The following is a 15,029-nucleotide window of genomic DNA, read 5'->3' as shown; positions in this document are numbered from 1 at the left end:
ATGGAGCCTGTTACCAAGCTGAGAGTCGTTATTGCTGAGGATGAGTATTTGATTTCGCAGGATGTCGAAAATACTGTCCGGCGCGCTGGTTATGAATCCGTTGGAATTGCTGCGAACGGCAAGCAGGTTCTGGAGCTTATTGATGAGACAACAGCAGACATCGCAATCCTGGATATAAAAATGCCGGTTATGGATGGCTTGGAAGCAGCTCGGCAGATACGAGATCAATTCCAGATTCCTGTCGTTATGATGACAGCGTACGAGTCCCCTGAGTTTCTCGCTGAAGCCAAAGAGGCAGGTGTTGGAGCCTACCTGATCAAGCCCCCTAACGTAGACCGTTTGAAGCGAGCGGTCGAAATTTCTGTCGCCCGCCACAATGACCTTTTGGAACTTAGGACGCTGAATAACGAACTTGTCGCAACCATAGCGGAGCTGAAAGCCGCGAGAAATGAAATTTCAGAATTGCGCGAAATTCTGCCTATTTGCAGTTACTGCAAAAATGTTCGCGATGATCAAGGATTTTGGCAAAGGGTCGAAAAGTATCTGGAGACACATTCCAGTGTCACTACCAGCCACGGGATCTGTAATGATTGCATGCAGCAACACTTTCCAGATATTTACGACAGAGTAAAAAACAAGATGTAATTTCAGAAAAACTCAAAAGGCGATCGAGCTTAGTCTGTCTGGGAGAGTCAGAGAAAGCGGGTACGAATTTGCTGAAAGAAGCATTCTGTGGCAGGGGCACAAAAAGCCAAGAAACCAAAACCCAGCCTAACCGCTCGGAAGGTTTCCGAGAATAATGGTGGGGCCGAGACCCAAGCTTCAGCTTTTACCGAATGTCCACAGTTTGGAAACATAAATGCCGAAAAGCTTGCAGCTTGAAGTGTGTTGCAAGGAATGTCTTTTCAAGTATCTTTCCCCATATTTGCTGTCTGAGCCTCTTTGTGTTATGGTGCTCGAGTTCATGGCGGCGTCCTCACAGGATGTTCCGACCATAGACCCGCAAACGAGGTGGACCGATTTTGCCCCAGGCATGATCGGGACGAACCCTCATCCTACAGGGCAGCACTGGATTGCGTCGTACCGTCGCGATACCGGGTGCGGGTGGCCCTGCCTCTTTACAAATTAATAATCACCTGTATCAGCACTCTGCTGGCTCCCTCTGTACTTCCTGCGCGAATGAAGGTCTTTCTCTATTCGTGTGTCTGTATCTCTTTAGTTTGTCCTGCCGCAGGTGCTTCTGCTGAAGCACTCTGACTGTTTCCCGCTGTGGGATTTGGTGTGCTTTGGCACAACCTTAATCTACGAAAGGATGTTCCATGTCAGGCGAGTGGCAAGGTCAACTCAAAGGATTTGTCAACAGTATCGAAAGGCTCAAGCAACACATTAATCTCACTGCCGAGGAAGAAAAAATTCTCACTGAGACGAAAACGACCTGGGGCACCACTCCCTATTTTGCTTCGCTCATGGACCCGGACGACCCGAGCTGCCCGATCCGTCGTCAGGTGATTCCTTCTGCCCTTGAGCAGCAGAATCAGTTTGGCATGGAGGATTACCTGGTCTGGAAGGAGAACCGAGCGACTGAAGAAGTCCGCCCGGACAGTATCGCCAGGCAGTACAAAGACAGGGTCGCTTTTACCGTCACTCAGGTATGTGGCATTTACTGCCGCCACTGCTTCCGCAAGGAGCTGGTGGTCGATGGCGATCTTGAGCTCGACTTCAACGTTGACGAAGGTTTGCTCTGGCTGGCCGAGCATTCTGAGGTGCGGGATGTGCTTATTACCGGCGGCGACCCCTTTCTCTTATCCGACGAAAAACTCGAATATCTGATCCGCAAGCTGCGTGAACTGCCGCATGTCGAAATGATCCGTTTCGGTACCCGGACACCGATCGTTCTGCCTCAGCGCATCGATGCCGGCCTGAAAAAGGTCCTGGGCGGCTATCACAAGGTGCCGATCTGGATCAACACCCAGTGCAACCACCCCAAGGAACTGACCGAGGAAACGGCCAAGGCAGTGTTCGAACTGCTCAGCTGTGGTGTCAACGTCGGTAACCAGGCGGTGCTGCTCAAAGGGATCAATGATGATGTCGAGACCTTTCGCGCATTGCATCAAAAGCTGCTGCAGGTGCGGATCAAGCCTTACTATGTTTTTTACTGCGAAGCGGCGCCGGGAATCGATCACTTTCGCACGCCGGTCGAAAAAGGCGCCGAATTGATCCGCGATGCCCTGCGCGGCCACACCACCGGACTCGCCCAGCCGATGCATGTGGTGGCGACCAACATTGGCAAAATTCCTCTGATGCCGGACTACTACATCAAGGATAAGGACGCCCAGCACTACACCCTGTGCAATCACAAGGGAGAGCAGACCAGAATTCCGAATATCCCCGAGTAATAAAAGGCTAAAGGCTTCCGTATCACTAGCTCAAAAACCGCGAGAGGACACAGAGGATGACCGCCCCAAGGACAATTCACGCGATTGCTGAAATAAACCGACGCGCCGAAGAGTATGGCCTCAAGGTTCGTAGCGAGCTGTTTCGCATCGGCTGTGCACCAAACAGGCTGCGCGTTGTCCGACAAGGCCCCTATCTACAGTTGCGCTTTGGACATAAGACGCTACTTGGTGAACCATGCGAGTTGCTGCTTTTGCTTAAAAGGTTGCCGATCGGTATCGGCGAGACCGAGGTCTGGAATCAGATCAATGAGAGAATGCGTAAGGTAGATACGCAGAAACATCAGATGCGAAGCTGGGGCACCGGCATGTTTCTCGGAGGGCTCATCCTTCTATTTTTGTTTCTGTTGAACCAGCTGTAATCAATTACCAAAGAGGAAAACTCAATGTTTGACATTGCACAACAAATCTATCGCTCACTCGATCTGCAGCAAACCGATTGGGCGCAACTCGATTGGCAGGAAGAGCTCCAGAATAACATTACCGATATCGACGGACTGAAAAGCTACCTCGACCTGTCCTTCGACGATGAAGACAATTTGCGTAAGGTTGTTAAGGAGCACCCGCTGAACATACCCCGTTATTATCTGAACCTGATCAACCGCGATGACCCGCATGACCCTATCCGCAAGCTTTGTGTTCCGGGAAGCGAAGAACTGGTTGTTGCTGGCGCCATGGGGGAAACAACCAAAGACCCCTACGGCGACGATAAGCACGACAAGGGCAACGGGGTTCTGCACAAGTATTCCTACACTGCGCTGGTGGTGGCGACGGAATACTGTGCCATGTATTGCCGTCACTGTTTCCGCAAGCGGATGGTCGGCTTGCCGAATGAGCAGACGGTGAAAAACTTTCAGGGGGCAGCCGAATACATCGCCCGAAACCCGCAGATTTCCAACGTTGTTATCTCCGGTGGCGACCCATTCATGTTGCCAACCGAAACCTTGCGCAAGATGCTCGATGCGTTAAAAGAGATTCCGCATCTCAAATTCGTCCGCATCGGTTCGCGGGCTCCGGTCGTCTATCCGATTCGTTTTTTTGAAGATGAGCTGATCGAAGTTCTGGCCGAGTTCAACCAGCACAAAACCTTATTCGTGCCGACCCATTTCAATCACCCGGACGAAATCACACCGCTGGCGACGGAAGGGATAAAGCGGTTACGGAGCGCCGGAATTACCGTTAACAACCAGGCGGTCCTGCTTAGCGGGGTGAACGATGATGTCGACATTTTGGTTGAGTTGATGAACGGACTGCTCGAAATCGGCGTAAACCCTTATTACCTCTATCAATGTATGCCGGTCGAGCGAGTCCGGCATCACTTTCAAGTACCACTGAAAAAAGGGGTTGAGCTAGTCGATGCCGCCCGCCAGCAGATGGACGGCTATGCCAAGCGCTTCAAGTTCATCATTGGCCATGACATCGGCAAACTGGAAATATGTGGACAATTTGAAGACAAGCTTATCCTCAAACAATTGCATGCCCGACCGGGGCACGAAGAGGAATCGTCACGGATACTGGTTCGGCAACTCACTGAAGATGGTGGCTGGCTTGATGACCTGCCGGAGGTGGGGATCGGCTAGCATCTGCGGGCTGGCGTAGCGCATGCTTTCGAGAAACATCTATGGTTTTCTTTATTTGAAGGGCTGGTGCCAGATTCCCCGCAACTTTTTCAGCGTAGCTCAAGGTGTAAAACCGTGATGGTAATATTGACGGGACCGCTTAGTCTGCTCTGTTTTTACTTGCCCTTCCTCTGCTTGTGAAGGAAGTTTCACCGGCACGTGTTAGTCCTGGGTGGTTTTGCGATGTTTTTTTTGTCGGTGACGATTCTTGGCGGAGGCTGCTCTACACTGACCTGAGTTATGTCTGGACACAGTTATGAAAGGCCGCAGGGACTCCTGTGGCCTTTTGCGTCTTAAATGTAGTGAATGTCAAAAAAAGCCGTCGCATCGTTGCCGGCGGCTTTCCTGCTTCATGACTTTATCAATTCAGATGATTCCTGTTCTGGCAACAAGGTATATATTCAAGTGGGAAGCTAGAAAATGTCGAACAGATTTACCTGAATTGAGATGAAACCAGTTACATATTAGCAACTTCCCGGCAATATTTGTGAATTTATGAAGGTATTTTTTTTGCACTTCACTTTTTGTTGTCAGTTTTCTTTTCAGCAGGAGGAGACCATGCGTTTGAAATGTACTTTATCAATGTCGTTAGTATTGGCAATTCTTTTGGCCGGCTTTGCCGTAAATGCCGCAACAATTGACGTTGGGGCAACTCCAACAAATCAAAACGACTGGGTCTTTTCAGATGGGACGAACAGCCTTAGCCCCAATTATAATGGAGTAAATGCCTTTGGGGTCTACGGTGGAACGGTTTCTGATTTTAGCGGTTGGTGGCAAGCCGATTTTGAATTTACAGTAAGCAACATTGACTCTCTTCTCCCTGCGACGATAGAAGTATCAGCTTTTGGCGCAGACGACAGAGCAGCCCTCTTGATAAACGATCAATTATTTCAACTTGTAGGGATATTTGCCCCGGGAATAGGCGAATTTGACTGGGCTAAGCCATTATTTGAGACGTCGGGGACAACCTATCCCGACCATGAGACTGGACTCTCCTTTGTCGCAAACTACGGATATGATGGCAATCCCGGTGGCCCCTATAGTTTCGACCTTTCAAGCTTTCTTATGGAAGGAACAAATACCCTGTCAATTATTGTGAACGACACAAACGCAGGCATTAATGGTTACACAACGGAATTTGTCGGGTCACAGCAATATTCGTCATTCCGTTTTCTCGCAAATGTTAATTATTCGGAAGTGGCTCCCGTCCCCGAACCCTCAACCGTTCTTCTCCTCGGCAGTGGCCTCTTGGGTCTCGGTTGGTACGGACGAAAGCGAAAGAAAGCATAGTGTATCTTTACATACACAAATCGAAGCGGGGCCAGAAATGGCTCCGCTTTTTTTGTGTCAAATGTAGTGAGTTTTCAGAGCAGCCATCCCTAGCGCAGGGCTGGCTGTTTTGTTTTATAATAGCGGCAGCGATGTTGTTGAATCGTTACAGCAAATAGGTGGTTAGTGCCATATCTGCGGAGGTGCAGGTGCGAAGGTTTTTGGTGTTTGTCGTCGTGGCCTTGCTCGGTCCTTCCATTGCCTTAAGTGGTGGGAATGAAAGCATTCAGTCTTTCAGCAAGGCAGAGAATATCCTTCTGAAACAAATTTATGCTGACCGGGATCAGACGTTCTATTGCGGCTCCACATTCAATTCAGGCAAGCAGGTTTTTCACGCTGCTGGATATGTGCCGGTAAAAGACAATAAGCGAGCTAACCTATTGGTGTGGGAGCATGTTGTCCCTGCTCATGTTTTTGGGCAGAGCTTCAAAGAATGGCGTGAAGGTGATCCGACCTGCGTAGATAGCAAGGGCAACGTTTTCAAGGGCCGCAAGTGCGCTGAAAAACTCAACAAACAATTCCGCTATATGCAGGCGGATATGCACAATTTAGTACCTGCAATCGGTGAGCTTAGCGATCAGCGCTCTAGCTCTTCGTTTGCAATGATCCCTGGAGAGGAAAGACGCTTCGGGCTTTGCGATATGGAGATCGCCAATCAGAAAATTGAACCCCCAGAAGATGTGCGCGGCGATATTGCCAGGATCTATTTCTACATGAGTGATGCCTATCCAGAGCGTGGAATTGTCAGCGTGAAGAACAGGAAGCTATTCGATGCTTGGGATAAGCAAGACCCTGTCGACGAGTGGGAGTGCGAGAAGGAAAGGCGGGTTCGGGCTATTCAGGGGAACGAGAATTTTTTTGTGAACCGAAGGTGTTTGGGTGGCTATGGTGGGGTGTTTTGGTTTCCCCTGTGATGCAATCTAGAGCGTGTAGTCACCAAGGAAACTTCAACCCCAGAAACACAAAAGGCCAAGACATCGAGTCTCAGCCTAAGTGGTTGAATAACTTCAAAGAATAATGGTCGGGGCGAGAGGATTTGAACCTCCGACCCCATGCTCCCGAAGCATGTGCGCTACCAGACTGCGCTACGCCCCGACAATCGTTCCTGAAGTACGGCGGATACTTTTAGCACCCTTCAAATCGAAAAGCAAGATATTTTCCTCCCCCAGATTGTTTGCGTGAAAATGGCTGTTTTCAGGCTTCTGCCAGCTTAATGACCATCAGGGTCATGTCATCTTCAGCGGTTGGGGTGGCGCGAAAATCGTTGATCTTCTGCATGATGATCTGATAGAGGCTGGCGGCGTCTTTGTCGCGGTGCGAGGCGAGAATCTGTCGCAACCGGGCGCAACGGAACAATTCTCCTCGCAGGTTCTGGGTTTCCCAGAGACCATCGGTGCCGATCAGCAGAATGTCGCCAGGATGCAGCTGCAGGGGGGGCGGATTGTAATAATTGGCTTTGGCGGCGATTCCCAGGGGGATGTCGTTCGGTGCCAGTTCGATGATCTTATTTTCGTGTCGACAGTAGCAGAAGACGGGCCCGTGGCCGGCGCTGTTCCAGTGCAGTTGCTTCTTTTTGTTGTCGATGCGGCCGAAGAACAGGGTGAGAAAGCTGCTGTCTGTGGCGCTGTTCAGAAGGTGGTCGTTGAGAACCTGCAACAGCCTATCCGGCTTCATCAAGCTATGTCGGGCTTCTGTCTGCAGAACTCCTTTGGTCAACGACATCAGCAGCGCTGCGCCGACGTTATGGCCGGAGACATCGCCAACAGCAAAGGCCAGGTCCTGGGCGTTCTCTTTCGGTAGCGGGAAAAAATCATAGTAATCGCCACCTGCTTCCTGGCAATAGTGTGACTGGACAAAGATGTCGTATCCCGGTAATTGCGGGGTTTGGGCCGGGAGCAAGCGTTGCTGGAATTCCTTGGCCAGCGCCAGGCTTTGCCGCAAAAGCTGATGCTGCCTCTTGTCACTGATATCGCGAACAATCATGACCTGCATGTCGCAGCCTTTCAGCCGTAAATTGCCGACGGAGATCTCAGCGGCAAACTGTTGACCGTTACTGCGCCTGTGCCGTGCGGTGCTGCGTTGCCTGCTCAGCTGGCTGCCGCTGCCTTCGACGATCAGCTCTGAAATCCGCAATTGTAAAAACTCATTGCGCGGATAACCGTACAACTGCAACGCTGATTCGTTCAGGTCGTGTATGCGGCCACTCTCTTTTTCAAACAGGATGATGGCGTCCTGTTCGGCGTAGAACAGTTGTCGGTATTTTTCTTCCGCTTCCTGCAGGGCTTCTTCGGCTTTTAACTGGCGGGTGTTGTCGCGAACGATGACCGATGCACCGAGCAGCTTGCCCGGCCGATCGATAACCGGGGAGACCGACAGCGAAACGTAGATACAGTGCCCTTTTTTGTGCAGATGGATACTGTTGTTGTGGCGCACTGGTGAATCGCTCTTCAGTCTTGCCAGCAAGCGGTGGATTTCATCACTGCGCTCGGGTAGCGAGATCAGTGAAATCGATTGACCGATCACCTCTTCACTACGGTAGCCGTAGATCTGCTGTGCGCCCAGGTTCCAGCTGAAAATGCGCCCCTGTGGGTTGAGCCCGATGATGGCATCATCGGACGATTCAACTATAGCGGCAAGAAACGCCCGCAGCTCGTCCATACTCACTCCTTGAAACAGTCTGTTTCTATTTTAGCTTTTTTAAGCCGGATGCCAATGCCGCTGTTGCTGGCAGACCAACATTTTCTACAGGAATGCTAAACTGGTAATGATGTAGATAAGGGGGGTCTGGTGATGTTCAATTCCGCGAACTTCAAATTTTTTGGCCGGTTGCAGGCAATGGTCGCAGGCCGAGGAGCAGAAGGGCACGATTATTCTTTTCAGCAGAACCCGGCGATTAAGGATGCGATTGAGGCCCTCGGTGTCCCCCATACCGAAGTTGATCTGATTCTCGTTGCTGGCAGCCCGGTGTCTTTCAGTTATCACTTGCAGGATGGCGATCCTGTTGCTGTCTACCCGGTTGGTGACTTTGTTGCTGCTTCGCCCTCGGCCAAGCTGACGTTGCCGCCACCAGAGCCACTTGGCTTTGTGCTTGATGTCCATCTGGGGAAACTTGCCCGGCGCTTGCGCATGCTCGGCTTCGACTGTCGCTATCGTAACGACTATGCTGATCCGGAGATAATCAAGCTGGCGCTTGATGACGGTTTGATCATCCTCACCCGTGACCGCGGGATTCTCAAACATGCCTGTGTCAAACATGGCTATCTGGTTGGATCGCAACTGGTGGATGAGCAGGTTCGGGAAGTTCTGGGCCGATATGACCTGTACGACCGGATCTCTCCACAAAGCCGTTGCCCGAGCTGTAACGGGCAGTTGCGTGAAATTGAGAAGGAGCGCATCCGGCAGCGCTTGCAGCCGAAAACGGCACGCTACTATTCCCAGTTTTATATCTGTAGCAGTTGTGAAAAGCTTTATTGGCAGGGGTCACATTACAAAAAAATAGCTGCCTGGCTGCAGCAGCGACTGGGGCCGACAGAAAAGGGAGGAAGCAGTGGATTTTGAAGCGTTGCGAGGCTACCTGCTGAGTAAGCCGGGAGCAGCAGAAGATTTTCCTTTTGACCGGGTTTCGCTGGTGCTGAAAGTTGGTGGAAAAATGTTTGCCATCGTCGCTACGCAGAAGGACCCGTTGTGGATCAACCTGAAATGCGATCCTGTCAGGGCTGAAGTGTTACGGGATCAGTACGGTGCCGTGCAGCCCGGTTGGCATATGAACAAGCGGCACTGGAATACGCTGGTGCTGGATGGATCAGTTCCGGATGAAGAAATAAAAATGATGATCGATGATTCTTACGAACTGGTGGTCAGGGGACTGCCGAAGGCGAAACGGCCGCAGTAAAAACCCCATCCAGAGAGGATGGGGTTCGTGACCTCAGCGGCTGCTGTTGCGTTCAATCCAGCTGCCTGCTTTCTGCAGGTCGCGACCGAAGCCGGCCGTACACTCACAACCGGAGATAAACAGGCTGGAAACCAGCAGCAGGATCAGGAAAATGCGGATCATGATGTCTCCTCCTTGTGCAATCCAAATATTAATGCCGCATCTTATCAGCGCTCTGTGGTGATGTCGATGTTTTCTTAAGTGTCAGTCGGCCAAGTCTTCAGTTTGAAAGCTGATTTTCCCGGCAGTCAGGTTGGTTAGGGCGTCACGTAAGAGCTCAGCCTGCTCCAGCGGTAATTTCAATTCCAGCTCGATTTTATCCGCAAAATTGCGCGCAACGATTTCAGCTTCGAAATCGGGCAGCACACGTTCGATGCTGTTCAAGTGGGCATAGTCGAAGGCGATCGTGACAGAGTACCAATCTATCTTTTCAACCTTTTCCAACTGCTCCAGTGCCGTCTGCACCGCTTGGGTATAGGCTTTGACCATGCCCCCCTTGCCGAGCTTGATGCCGCCGAAGTAGCGGGTGACGACGGCAACAATATCGCCGATATTGCCATGTTGCAGCACCGTCAGCATCGGTTTGCCCGCGGCGCCGTGTGGCTCGCCGTCATCACTTAAGCCGATGCGGTCGCTGCTGCCGGGCGGACCGACCAGGTAAGCCCAGCAGTTATGGTTGGCGTCGGGGAATTCCTGTTTCAACCTGGCAACGAACTTCAGTGCCGCTTCCGCAGAATCCACCGGTTCAATACTGGTGATAAAGCGGCTGCGCTGCACCTCTATTTCGCTGCGATGGAATCCTGCCGGTATGGGGTAGCGGTTTTGTGTCATTTGTAGGTCCAGAAAAAAATCCCCTTCTGTAGAAAGAAGGGGATCGTTTCAGGTTGTTTGTTGCTTTTTCCGTTCGTCGCGCCAAGTGCAGAGGAACATCAGGGCAACGCCGACACAGATGGCGCTGTCGGCAACATTGAAGGCAGGCCAGTGTGTCCCATACCAGTGGGCGTCGAGAAAGTCGATCACCTCTCCCAGCCGCACCCGGTCGATCAGGTTGCCGACGGCGCCACTGAAAATCAGGCCGAGGGCAAAATGTTGCCAGCGGTCGCCCGCATCGATTTTGCGCAGGTACCAGAGGATGCCGATGCTGGCAACAACCGAAACGCTGATGAAAAACGGAATCCGCACCGCGCTGTCGGAGAGAATGCCGAACGCGGCGCCGGGATTGCGTACGTAGGTGATGTTGAAAAAGTTTTCGATCACCGTGATCGATTCGTACAGCGTAAATGAGCTGTCGATGTAGATTTTCGTCAGCTGGTCAACAATCAGGCTGATGACTGCTGTCAGGGTGAAAATCCTGTAGTTTCCCATTACTCCGCGCTCAGGGCTGCTGCACAGCGGTTGCAGATGCTCGGGTGCTCACTATTCTCGCCAACACTGGTAGCGAAGTTCCAGCAACGCTCGCACTTTTCACCGTCGGCCGGTTGTACCTTCAGCTTCAGGCCAGCCAGTTGCTCGGCATCGGCACCGTCGGCCAGTTCGTCAACCAGTTCGACCTGCGAAACGATGAACAGGCTTGGCAGTTGCTCGCTGTATTCTTCCAGCAGTGTTTTGACGCTCTCCGGTACCTGCAGGCTGACTTTCGCTTCCAGCGACTGGCCGATCTGCTTTTCGGCACGGGCCTTTTCCAGGACCTTGGAAACCTCGGCACGAACCTTCTGAATCTGGCCGTAACGAGCTTCCAGCTCGGCATCGTAACGCTGCTCCATTGTCTCCGGGAAACCTGCCAGGTGGACACTGTCCTCCCGCTCACCCGGCATTCCCTGCCAGATTTCGTCGGCGGTGAAAGTCAACACCGGTGCAATCATCCGGGTGATAGCGTCGAGCAGCAGGTACATGCTGGTACGCGCGCTGCGGTATTCGACACTCGACTTCGGACTGGTGTAGAGCCGGTCTTTGAGGATGTCGAGATAGAAAGCCGACAGGTCGATAGAGCAGAAGTTATGTACTGCGTGGTAGATAACGTGGAACTCATACTTCTCGTAGGCCTGTTCGACCTTTTTTACCAGTCCGGACAGCTTCGACAGCGCCCAGCGATCCAGTTCCAACAGCTCGCTGTCAGCGACCATGTCAGTTGCCGGATCGAAGCCGGCGAGGTTGCCGAGCAGGTAACGGGCAGTGTTACGGATGCGGCGATAGGCATCCGACAGCCGCTGCAGGGTCTCGTTTCCGAGACGGATGTCGTCGCGGTAGTCAGTCGCCGCAACCCACATGCGCAGGATTTCGGCACCGTACTTTTTGATGATCTCTTCCGGTTTGATGACGTTACCGAGGGACTTCGACATCGGCCGGCCGTCTTTATCGAGCACGAAACCGTGGGTCAATACGGCCTTGTAAGGCGCGCGGTCGCGGCTGCCAACCGATTCCAGCAGGCTGGAGTGGAACCAGCCGCGGTGCTGGTCGGACCCTTCCAGGTAAAGATCGACCGGGCTGTGCAGGTAGTCGCGGTATTCGCAGACCGCGGCGTGGGAGACACCGGAGTCGAACCAGACGTCGAGGATGTCGGTCTCTTTGGTGAACTTGTCGTGACCGCACTTCGGGCAGGTGGTGCCGGGCGGCAGCAGTTCGCTGGCATCCTTTTCAAACCAGACATCACTACCGGTCTCTTCGAACTGGTCGGCGATGTAGTGCATGGTTTCACCGTCGCACAGGTCTTCGCCGCACTTCTCGCAGTAGGCGACGGTGATCGGCACACCCCAGCTACGTTGGCGGCTGATGCACCAGTCGGGGCGGCCTTCGACCATGTTGTAGATGCGGTCGCGGCCCCAGCTCGGGATCCACTCGACTTTATCGATTTCGGCCAGCGCCTTTTTGCGCAGGTCGTTCTGCTCCATGCCGACGAACCACTGCTCGGTAGCGCGGAAGATGATCGGCTTCTTGCAGCGCCAGCAGTGCGGGTAGCTGTGGCTTATTTCGCTCTGTTTCAGCAACGCACCGACCTCTTCCAGCTTCTCGCAAACGGCCGGGTTGGCGTCTTTAAGCTTCATGCCGCCGAAGATTTCAAGATCGTCGCGGTAGCGGCCGTAGTCGTCGACCGGGTTGAAGATCTCCAGGCCGTATTTGAGGCCGACGATGTAGTCATCCTGACCATGGCCGGGCGCAGTGTGGACGCAGCCGGTACCGGCTTCGAGGGTGACGTGGTCGCCGAGGATGATTTTCGAATTGCGCTCGTAGAGCGGGTGCTTGCAGTTTTTCTTCTCGAAGATCGCCGCTTCGAAGGTTGCGGCGATGGAGAAATCCTCAACCCCGAGAGTCTTCATCACCGACTCGACCAGTCCTTCAGCCAGCACCAGCAGCTCGCCGCTTGCTTCGACCACCACGTAGGGCAACTCAGGGTTCAGGCAGATGCCGAGGTTAGCCGGGATGGTCCAGGGGGTGGTGGTCCAGATGACGAAGTTGAGCGTTTTGCCTTCAAGCTGGGAAAGTTCTGCTGGCAGTGCGTCGACGTAGGGAAACTTGACGAAGATTGACGGCGAGCTGTGATCGGCGTACTCAACCTCGGCCTCGGCCAGGGCGGTGACGCAGGAGGAGCACCAGTGGATCGGTTTCTTGCCTTTGAACAGCGAACCACGTTCGGCCAGCTTGGCCAGCTCGCGGGCGGTCTGGGCCTCGTAGTGCGTGCTCATGGTCAGATAGGGATCTTTCCAGTTGCCGAAGATGCCGAGGCGCTGGAACTCTTCGCTTTGAATCTGGACCCATTCCTTGGCGTACTCGCGGCACTCGCGGCGCACATCCGCCTTGCTCATCTCACGCTTCTTCTTGCCCAGCTTTTTGTCGACCATCAACTCGATCGGCAGACCGTGACAGTCCCAGCCTGGTACGTAAGGGGTGAAGAATCCCTGCATCCGCTTGCTCTTGATGATGATGTCTTTCAGGGTTTTATTGAGCGCGTGCCCCATGTGCAGGTGGCCGTTGGCGTACGGAGGGCCGTCGTGCAGGATGAAGCTTTTGCCACTTTCCTTGTTGGCGCTTTCCAGCTTATCGTTCAGACCGATCTCTTCCCAGTGCTGCAGAATCTGCGGTTCGCGATTCGGCAGATTGGCGCGCATCGGGAAATCGGTTTGCGGGAGATTGAGTGTGTCTTTGTAATCCATGCCTGTGCCTCTTTCTATTGTGACTGGAAAACCACTGAATTGGCGTGGTTTCTCAAGCGTAGTTCAGCTGAAAAGACTAGTCAGGCAGGCTAGCAAAAGCGGCTGGCAAGTTCAAGGAGAAAGGCGGTGAAATACGGGACTTTTTGCGGTTTTTGGTGGGGTGACAGCAGTGAACGTCCCCTCCGAACGTTCACGATTGTCGCAGGCCGAAACCTGCTGCTGTCGATACCTTGAGATTTAGCGGGATCAGGCGCTCAAGCGACCTTGTTCTTCCTGCAGTACATTGAGCGATTTGCGCAGCAGGTCGGAGATGCTGCAATCTGTTTCTTTTGCCATGCTCTGCAGCATGTCCATTTCGGTGGAGTTGACGCGACAGGAGATGATGAACTTTTTTGCGTTGACGGTTCTGCGACCCATGATGTTGCTCCTTTCAAAAAGCAAAGTTGGTTTTTCTGTTTTTTGTTTCGTTCACGTGACACAACATACGCAAACTTATTGCCAACTTTTGAAAGGAAACCCTTCTTTTTTATAAATCTCTGCTAAATCAAATGTTTATGCTGTTTTTGTCGGTCTTTTGTGTAAACGAAAGAAAGATATGACCGGCCAATTTGACTCAAAAAGCTGTATACATGGTCAAAAGTGAACAGGTGAGAAGTGGGTCATTTTGTCCCACTTTGCTGTTGTCCGATGAGCCAACGGTCACGAGGACATAGTTTGCTCCTAATGGGCTTTGTCTTCCGAGGCGGGTTGCACCGAAACCGCTCGGGTTGGCTTTTCTCCCGCGTGCAGGGTTAAACGAGTCCAGAGCTGGCCAAGCTTCTCGTGCGCCCAGTACTGTGTTTTTGCCAGGGTGCGGGCACTCGGGAAAAGCAGCTTTTTTCTCACCGGTTTGGCCAGGTAGTTGGTCGGAGCCGGAATCGGTTGCAGGCCGACTTTGCTGCAAAGCATCATGGCGCGCGGCATGTGAGAGGCTGATGTCACCAGCACCAGGTTGCTGTTGGCATAGGCGGCAGCCAGAGCCAGCGTTTCTTCGGCGGTATCTTTCACTCCTTCGATCAGCAGGATATCTTCGGCAGGCACGCCAAGGGAAATCGCCAGTTGCCTGCTTTTTTCCGCATAGCTGAAGGGCTCTTCGAACTTGTCGCCGCTGAAAATCAATTTGCTGCCCGGATTGAGGCGATAAATACGGATCCCTTCGGTGACCCGAACGACTCCGGTCGGGCTGAGCTGACTGGTGATCGGTTGAATTTCGGATGAAGCATGGGCATGACCGAGTACGGCAACGTAATCAGCCGGTTCGGCAGCGACCTGATAGCCCGGGTATTCCTGTTCCAGTGGAGCGATCAGCCTGTTGGCAATCGGAGCGTAGCTGGCGGCGAACAATAAGGCCGTTGCCAGCAAAGTGAAAATTCCTCCGAGCCAGCGGGTCTTTTTGCGCAGCAACATCAACACCGCCCAGACCAGCAGCAGAAGTACCAGCGGCAGTGGCATCATCAGGCTGCCGAGGAATTTTTTCAGCATGAACAGGTAGCTGTCGATATTCTGCATT

At 52.8% G+C, this 15,029-nt stretch carries 15 protein-coding genes and 1 tRNA gene; 8 read left to right on the top strand and 8 right to left on the bottom strand.

From position 1 onward, the window contains the following. The 6 genes from BUB13_RS10695 (at position 1) to BUB13_RS10670 (ending at position 6,315) form a co-directional block, all read left to right on the top strand. The gene (locus BUB13_RS10695) at positions 1-645 is read left to right on the top strand and encodes an ANTAR domain-containing response regulator (protein WP_072908745.1); all 645 of its coding nucleotides are present in this window, start codon (positions 1-3) and stop codon (positions 643-645) included. 674 nt (positions 646-1,319) lie between these two features. Continuing rightward, positions 1,320-2,396: a KamA family radical SAM protein gene (locus BUB13_RS10690; protein ID WP_072908744.1), complete on the top strand. Its 1,077-nt coding sequence runs from the start codon at positions 1,320-1,322 to the stop codon at positions 2,394-2,396. 56 nt (positions 2,397-2,452) lie between these two features. After that, positions 2,453-2,815, top strand: coding sequence for a hypothetical protein (locus tag BUB13_RS10685; protein WP_072908743.1), 363 nt, complete (start codon positions 2,453-2,455; stop codon positions 2,813-2,815). 24 nt (positions 2,816-2,839) lie between these two features. Continuing rightward, complete coding sequence (locus BUB13_RS10680; RefSeq protein WP_084092017.1) at positions 2,840-4,033, top strand: KamA family radical SAM protein; 1,194 nt, start codon at positions 2,840-2,842, stop codon at positions 4,031-4,033. 597 nt (positions 4,034-4,630) lie between these two features. Next, on the top strand, positions 4,631-5,362 hold the full coding sequence (locus BUB13_RS19275; protein WP_072908742.1) for a PEP-CTERM sorting domain-containing protein: 732 nt from the start codon (positions 4,631-4,633) through the stop codon (positions 5,360-5,362). Positions 5,363-5,550: 188 nt separating this feature from the next. Further along, positions 5,551-6,315, top strand: a complete 765-nt coding sequence (locus BUB13_RS10670; protein WP_208610153.1) for an endonuclease — start codon at positions 5,551-5,553, stop codon at positions 6,313-6,315. 104 nt (positions 6,316-6,419) lie between these two features. Here BUB13_RS10670 and BUB13_RS10665 read toward each other — a convergent pair. Beyond that, positions 6,420-6,496 (bottom strand) — tRNA-Pro (locus tag BUB13_RS10665). Positions 6,497-6,595: 99 nt separating this feature from the next. After that, positions 6,596-8,059 (bottom strand): SpoIIE family protein phosphatase, encoded by a 1,464-nt coding sequence (locus BUB13_RS10660; protein WP_072908741.1) that lies wholly within the window; start codon positions 8,057-8,059, stop codon positions 6,596-6,598. Positions 8,060-8,191: 132 nt separating this feature from the next. Here BUB13_RS10660 and BUB13_RS10655 point away from each other — a divergent pair, with 132 nt between their 5' ends. After that, positions 8,192-8,959, top strand: coding sequence for a Mut7-C RNAse domain-containing protein (locus BUB13_RS10655; RefSeq protein WP_072908740.1), 768 nt, complete (start codon positions 8,192-8,194; stop codon positions 8,957-8,959). Then, the gene (locus BUB13_RS10650; protein WP_072908739.1) at positions 8,949-9,293 is read left to right on the top strand and encodes an MmcQ/YjbR family DNA-binding protein; all 345 of its coding nucleotides are present in this window, start codon (positions 8,949-8,951) and stop codon (positions 9,291-9,293) included. Before BUB13_RS10655 ends, BUB13_RS10650 begins: the two co-directional genes overlap by 11 nt. Positions 9,294-9,326: 33 nt before the next feature. Here BUB13_RS10650 and BUB13_RS19400 read toward each other — a convergent pair whose 3' ends face one another. The 6 genes from BUB13_RS19400 to BUB13_RS10630 all read right to left on the bottom strand — a co-directional run bounded on the left by BUB13_RS19400 (position 9,327) and on the right by BUB13_RS10630 (position 15,028). Then, the gene (locus tag BUB13_RS19400; RefSeq protein WP_279625983.1) at positions 9,327-9,455 is read right to left on the bottom strand and encodes a hypothetical protein; all 129 of its coding nucleotides are present in this window, start codon (positions 9,453-9,455) and stop codon (positions 9,327-9,329) included. Between the two features lie 81 nt (positions 9,456-9,536). Beyond that, on the bottom strand, positions 9,537-10,163 hold the full coding sequence (locus BUB13_RS10645) for a YigZ family protein (RefSeq protein WP_072908738.1): 627 nt from the start codon (positions 10,161-10,163) through the stop codon (positions 9,537-9,539). Between the two features lie 48 nt (positions 10,164-10,211). Beyond that, positions 10,212-10,697, bottom strand: coding sequence for a signal peptidase II (gene lspA, locus BUB13_RS10640; protein ID WP_072908737.1), 486 nt, complete (start codon positions 10,695-10,697; stop codon positions 10,212-10,214). After that, positions 10,697-13,480, bottom strand: coding sequence for an isoleucine--tRNA ligase (gene ileS / locus BUB13_RS10635; protein ID WP_072908736.1), 2,784 nt, complete (start codon positions 13,478-13,480; stop codon positions 10,697-10,699). Before ileS ends, lspA begins: the two co-directional genes overlap by 1 nt. Before the next feature lie 246 nt (positions 13,481-13,726). Next, positions 13,727-13,897 carry a hydrogen-dependent growth transcriptional repressor gene (locus BUB13_RS18805; protein ID WP_139249355.1) on the bottom strand — a complete coding sequence of 57 codons (171 nt, stop codon included), beginning with the start codon at positions 13,895-13,897 and terminating at the stop codon, positions 13,727-13,729. A 303-nt stretch (positions 13,898-14,200) separates the two neighbouring features. Further along, positions 14,201-15,028 carry an ElyC/SanA/YdcF family protein gene (locus BUB13_RS10630; RefSeq protein WP_139249354.1) on the bottom strand — a complete coding sequence of 276 codons (828 nt, stop codon included), beginning with the start codon at positions 15,026-15,028 and terminating at the stop codon, positions 14,201-14,203. Position 15,029: the final 1 nt, after the last annotated feature.

The sequence above is a fragment of the Malonomonas rubra DSM 5091 genome, from assembly GCF_900142125.1.
GTDB classification, from domain to species: Bacteria; Desulfobacterota; Desulfuromonadia; order Desulfuromonadales; family Geopsychrobacteraceae; genus Malonomonas; species Malonomonas rubra.
Note: the sequence above shows the minus strand (reverse complement) of the source record. Positions and strands in the feature narration are given on the sequence as shown.

Coding starts and splice junctions, on each gene's coding strand:
- BUB13_RS10695 (WP_072908745.1), top strand. CDS start 1: ATGGAGCCTGTTACCAAGCTGAGAGTCGTTATTGCTGAGGATGAGTAT.
- BUB13_RS10690 (WP_072908744.1), top strand. CDS start 1,320: ATGTCAGGCGAGTGGCAAGGTCAACTCAAAGGATTTGTCAACAGTATC.
- BUB13_RS10685 (WP_072908743.1), top strand. CDS start 2,453: ATGACCGCCCCAAGGACAATTCACGCGATTGCTGAAATAAACCGACGC.
- BUB13_RS10680 (WP_084092017.1), top strand. CDS start 2,840: ATGTTTGACATTGCACAACAAATCTATCGCTCACTCGATCTGCAGCAA.
- BUB13_RS19275 (WP_072908742.1), top strand. CDS start 4,631: ATGCGTTTGAAATGTACTTTATCAATGTCGTTAGTATTGGCAATTCTT.
- BUB13_RS10660 (WP_072908741.1), bottom strand. CDS start 8,059: ATGGACGAGCTGCGGGCGTTTCTTGCCGCTATAGTTGAATCGTCCGAT.
- BUB13_RS10655 (WP_072908740.1), top strand. CDS start 8,192: ATGTTCAATTCCGCGAACTTCAAATTTTTTGGCCGGTTGCAGGCAATG.
- BUB13_RS19400 (WP_279625983.1), bottom strand. CDS start 9,455: ATGATCCGCATTTTCCTGATCCTGCTGCTGGTTTCCAGCCTGTTTATC.
- BUB13_RS10645 (WP_072908738.1), bottom strand. CDS start 10,163: ATGACACAAAACCGCTACCCCATACCGGCAGGATTCCATCGCAGCGAA.
- lspA (WP_072908737.1), bottom strand. CDS start 10,697: ATGGGAAACTACAGGATTTTCACCCTGACAGCAGTCATCAGCCTGATT.
- ileS (WP_072908736.1), bottom strand. CDS start 13,480: ATGGATTACAAAGACACACTCAATCTCCCGCAAACCGATTTCCCGATG.
- BUB13_RS18805 (WP_139249355.1), bottom strand. CDS start 13,897: ATGGGTCGCAGAACCGTCAACGCAAAAAAGTTCATCATCTCCTGTCGC.
- BUB13_RS10630 (WP_139249354.1), bottom strand. CDS start 15,028: ATGCAGAATATCGACAGCTACCTGTTCATGCTGAAAAAATTCCTCGGC.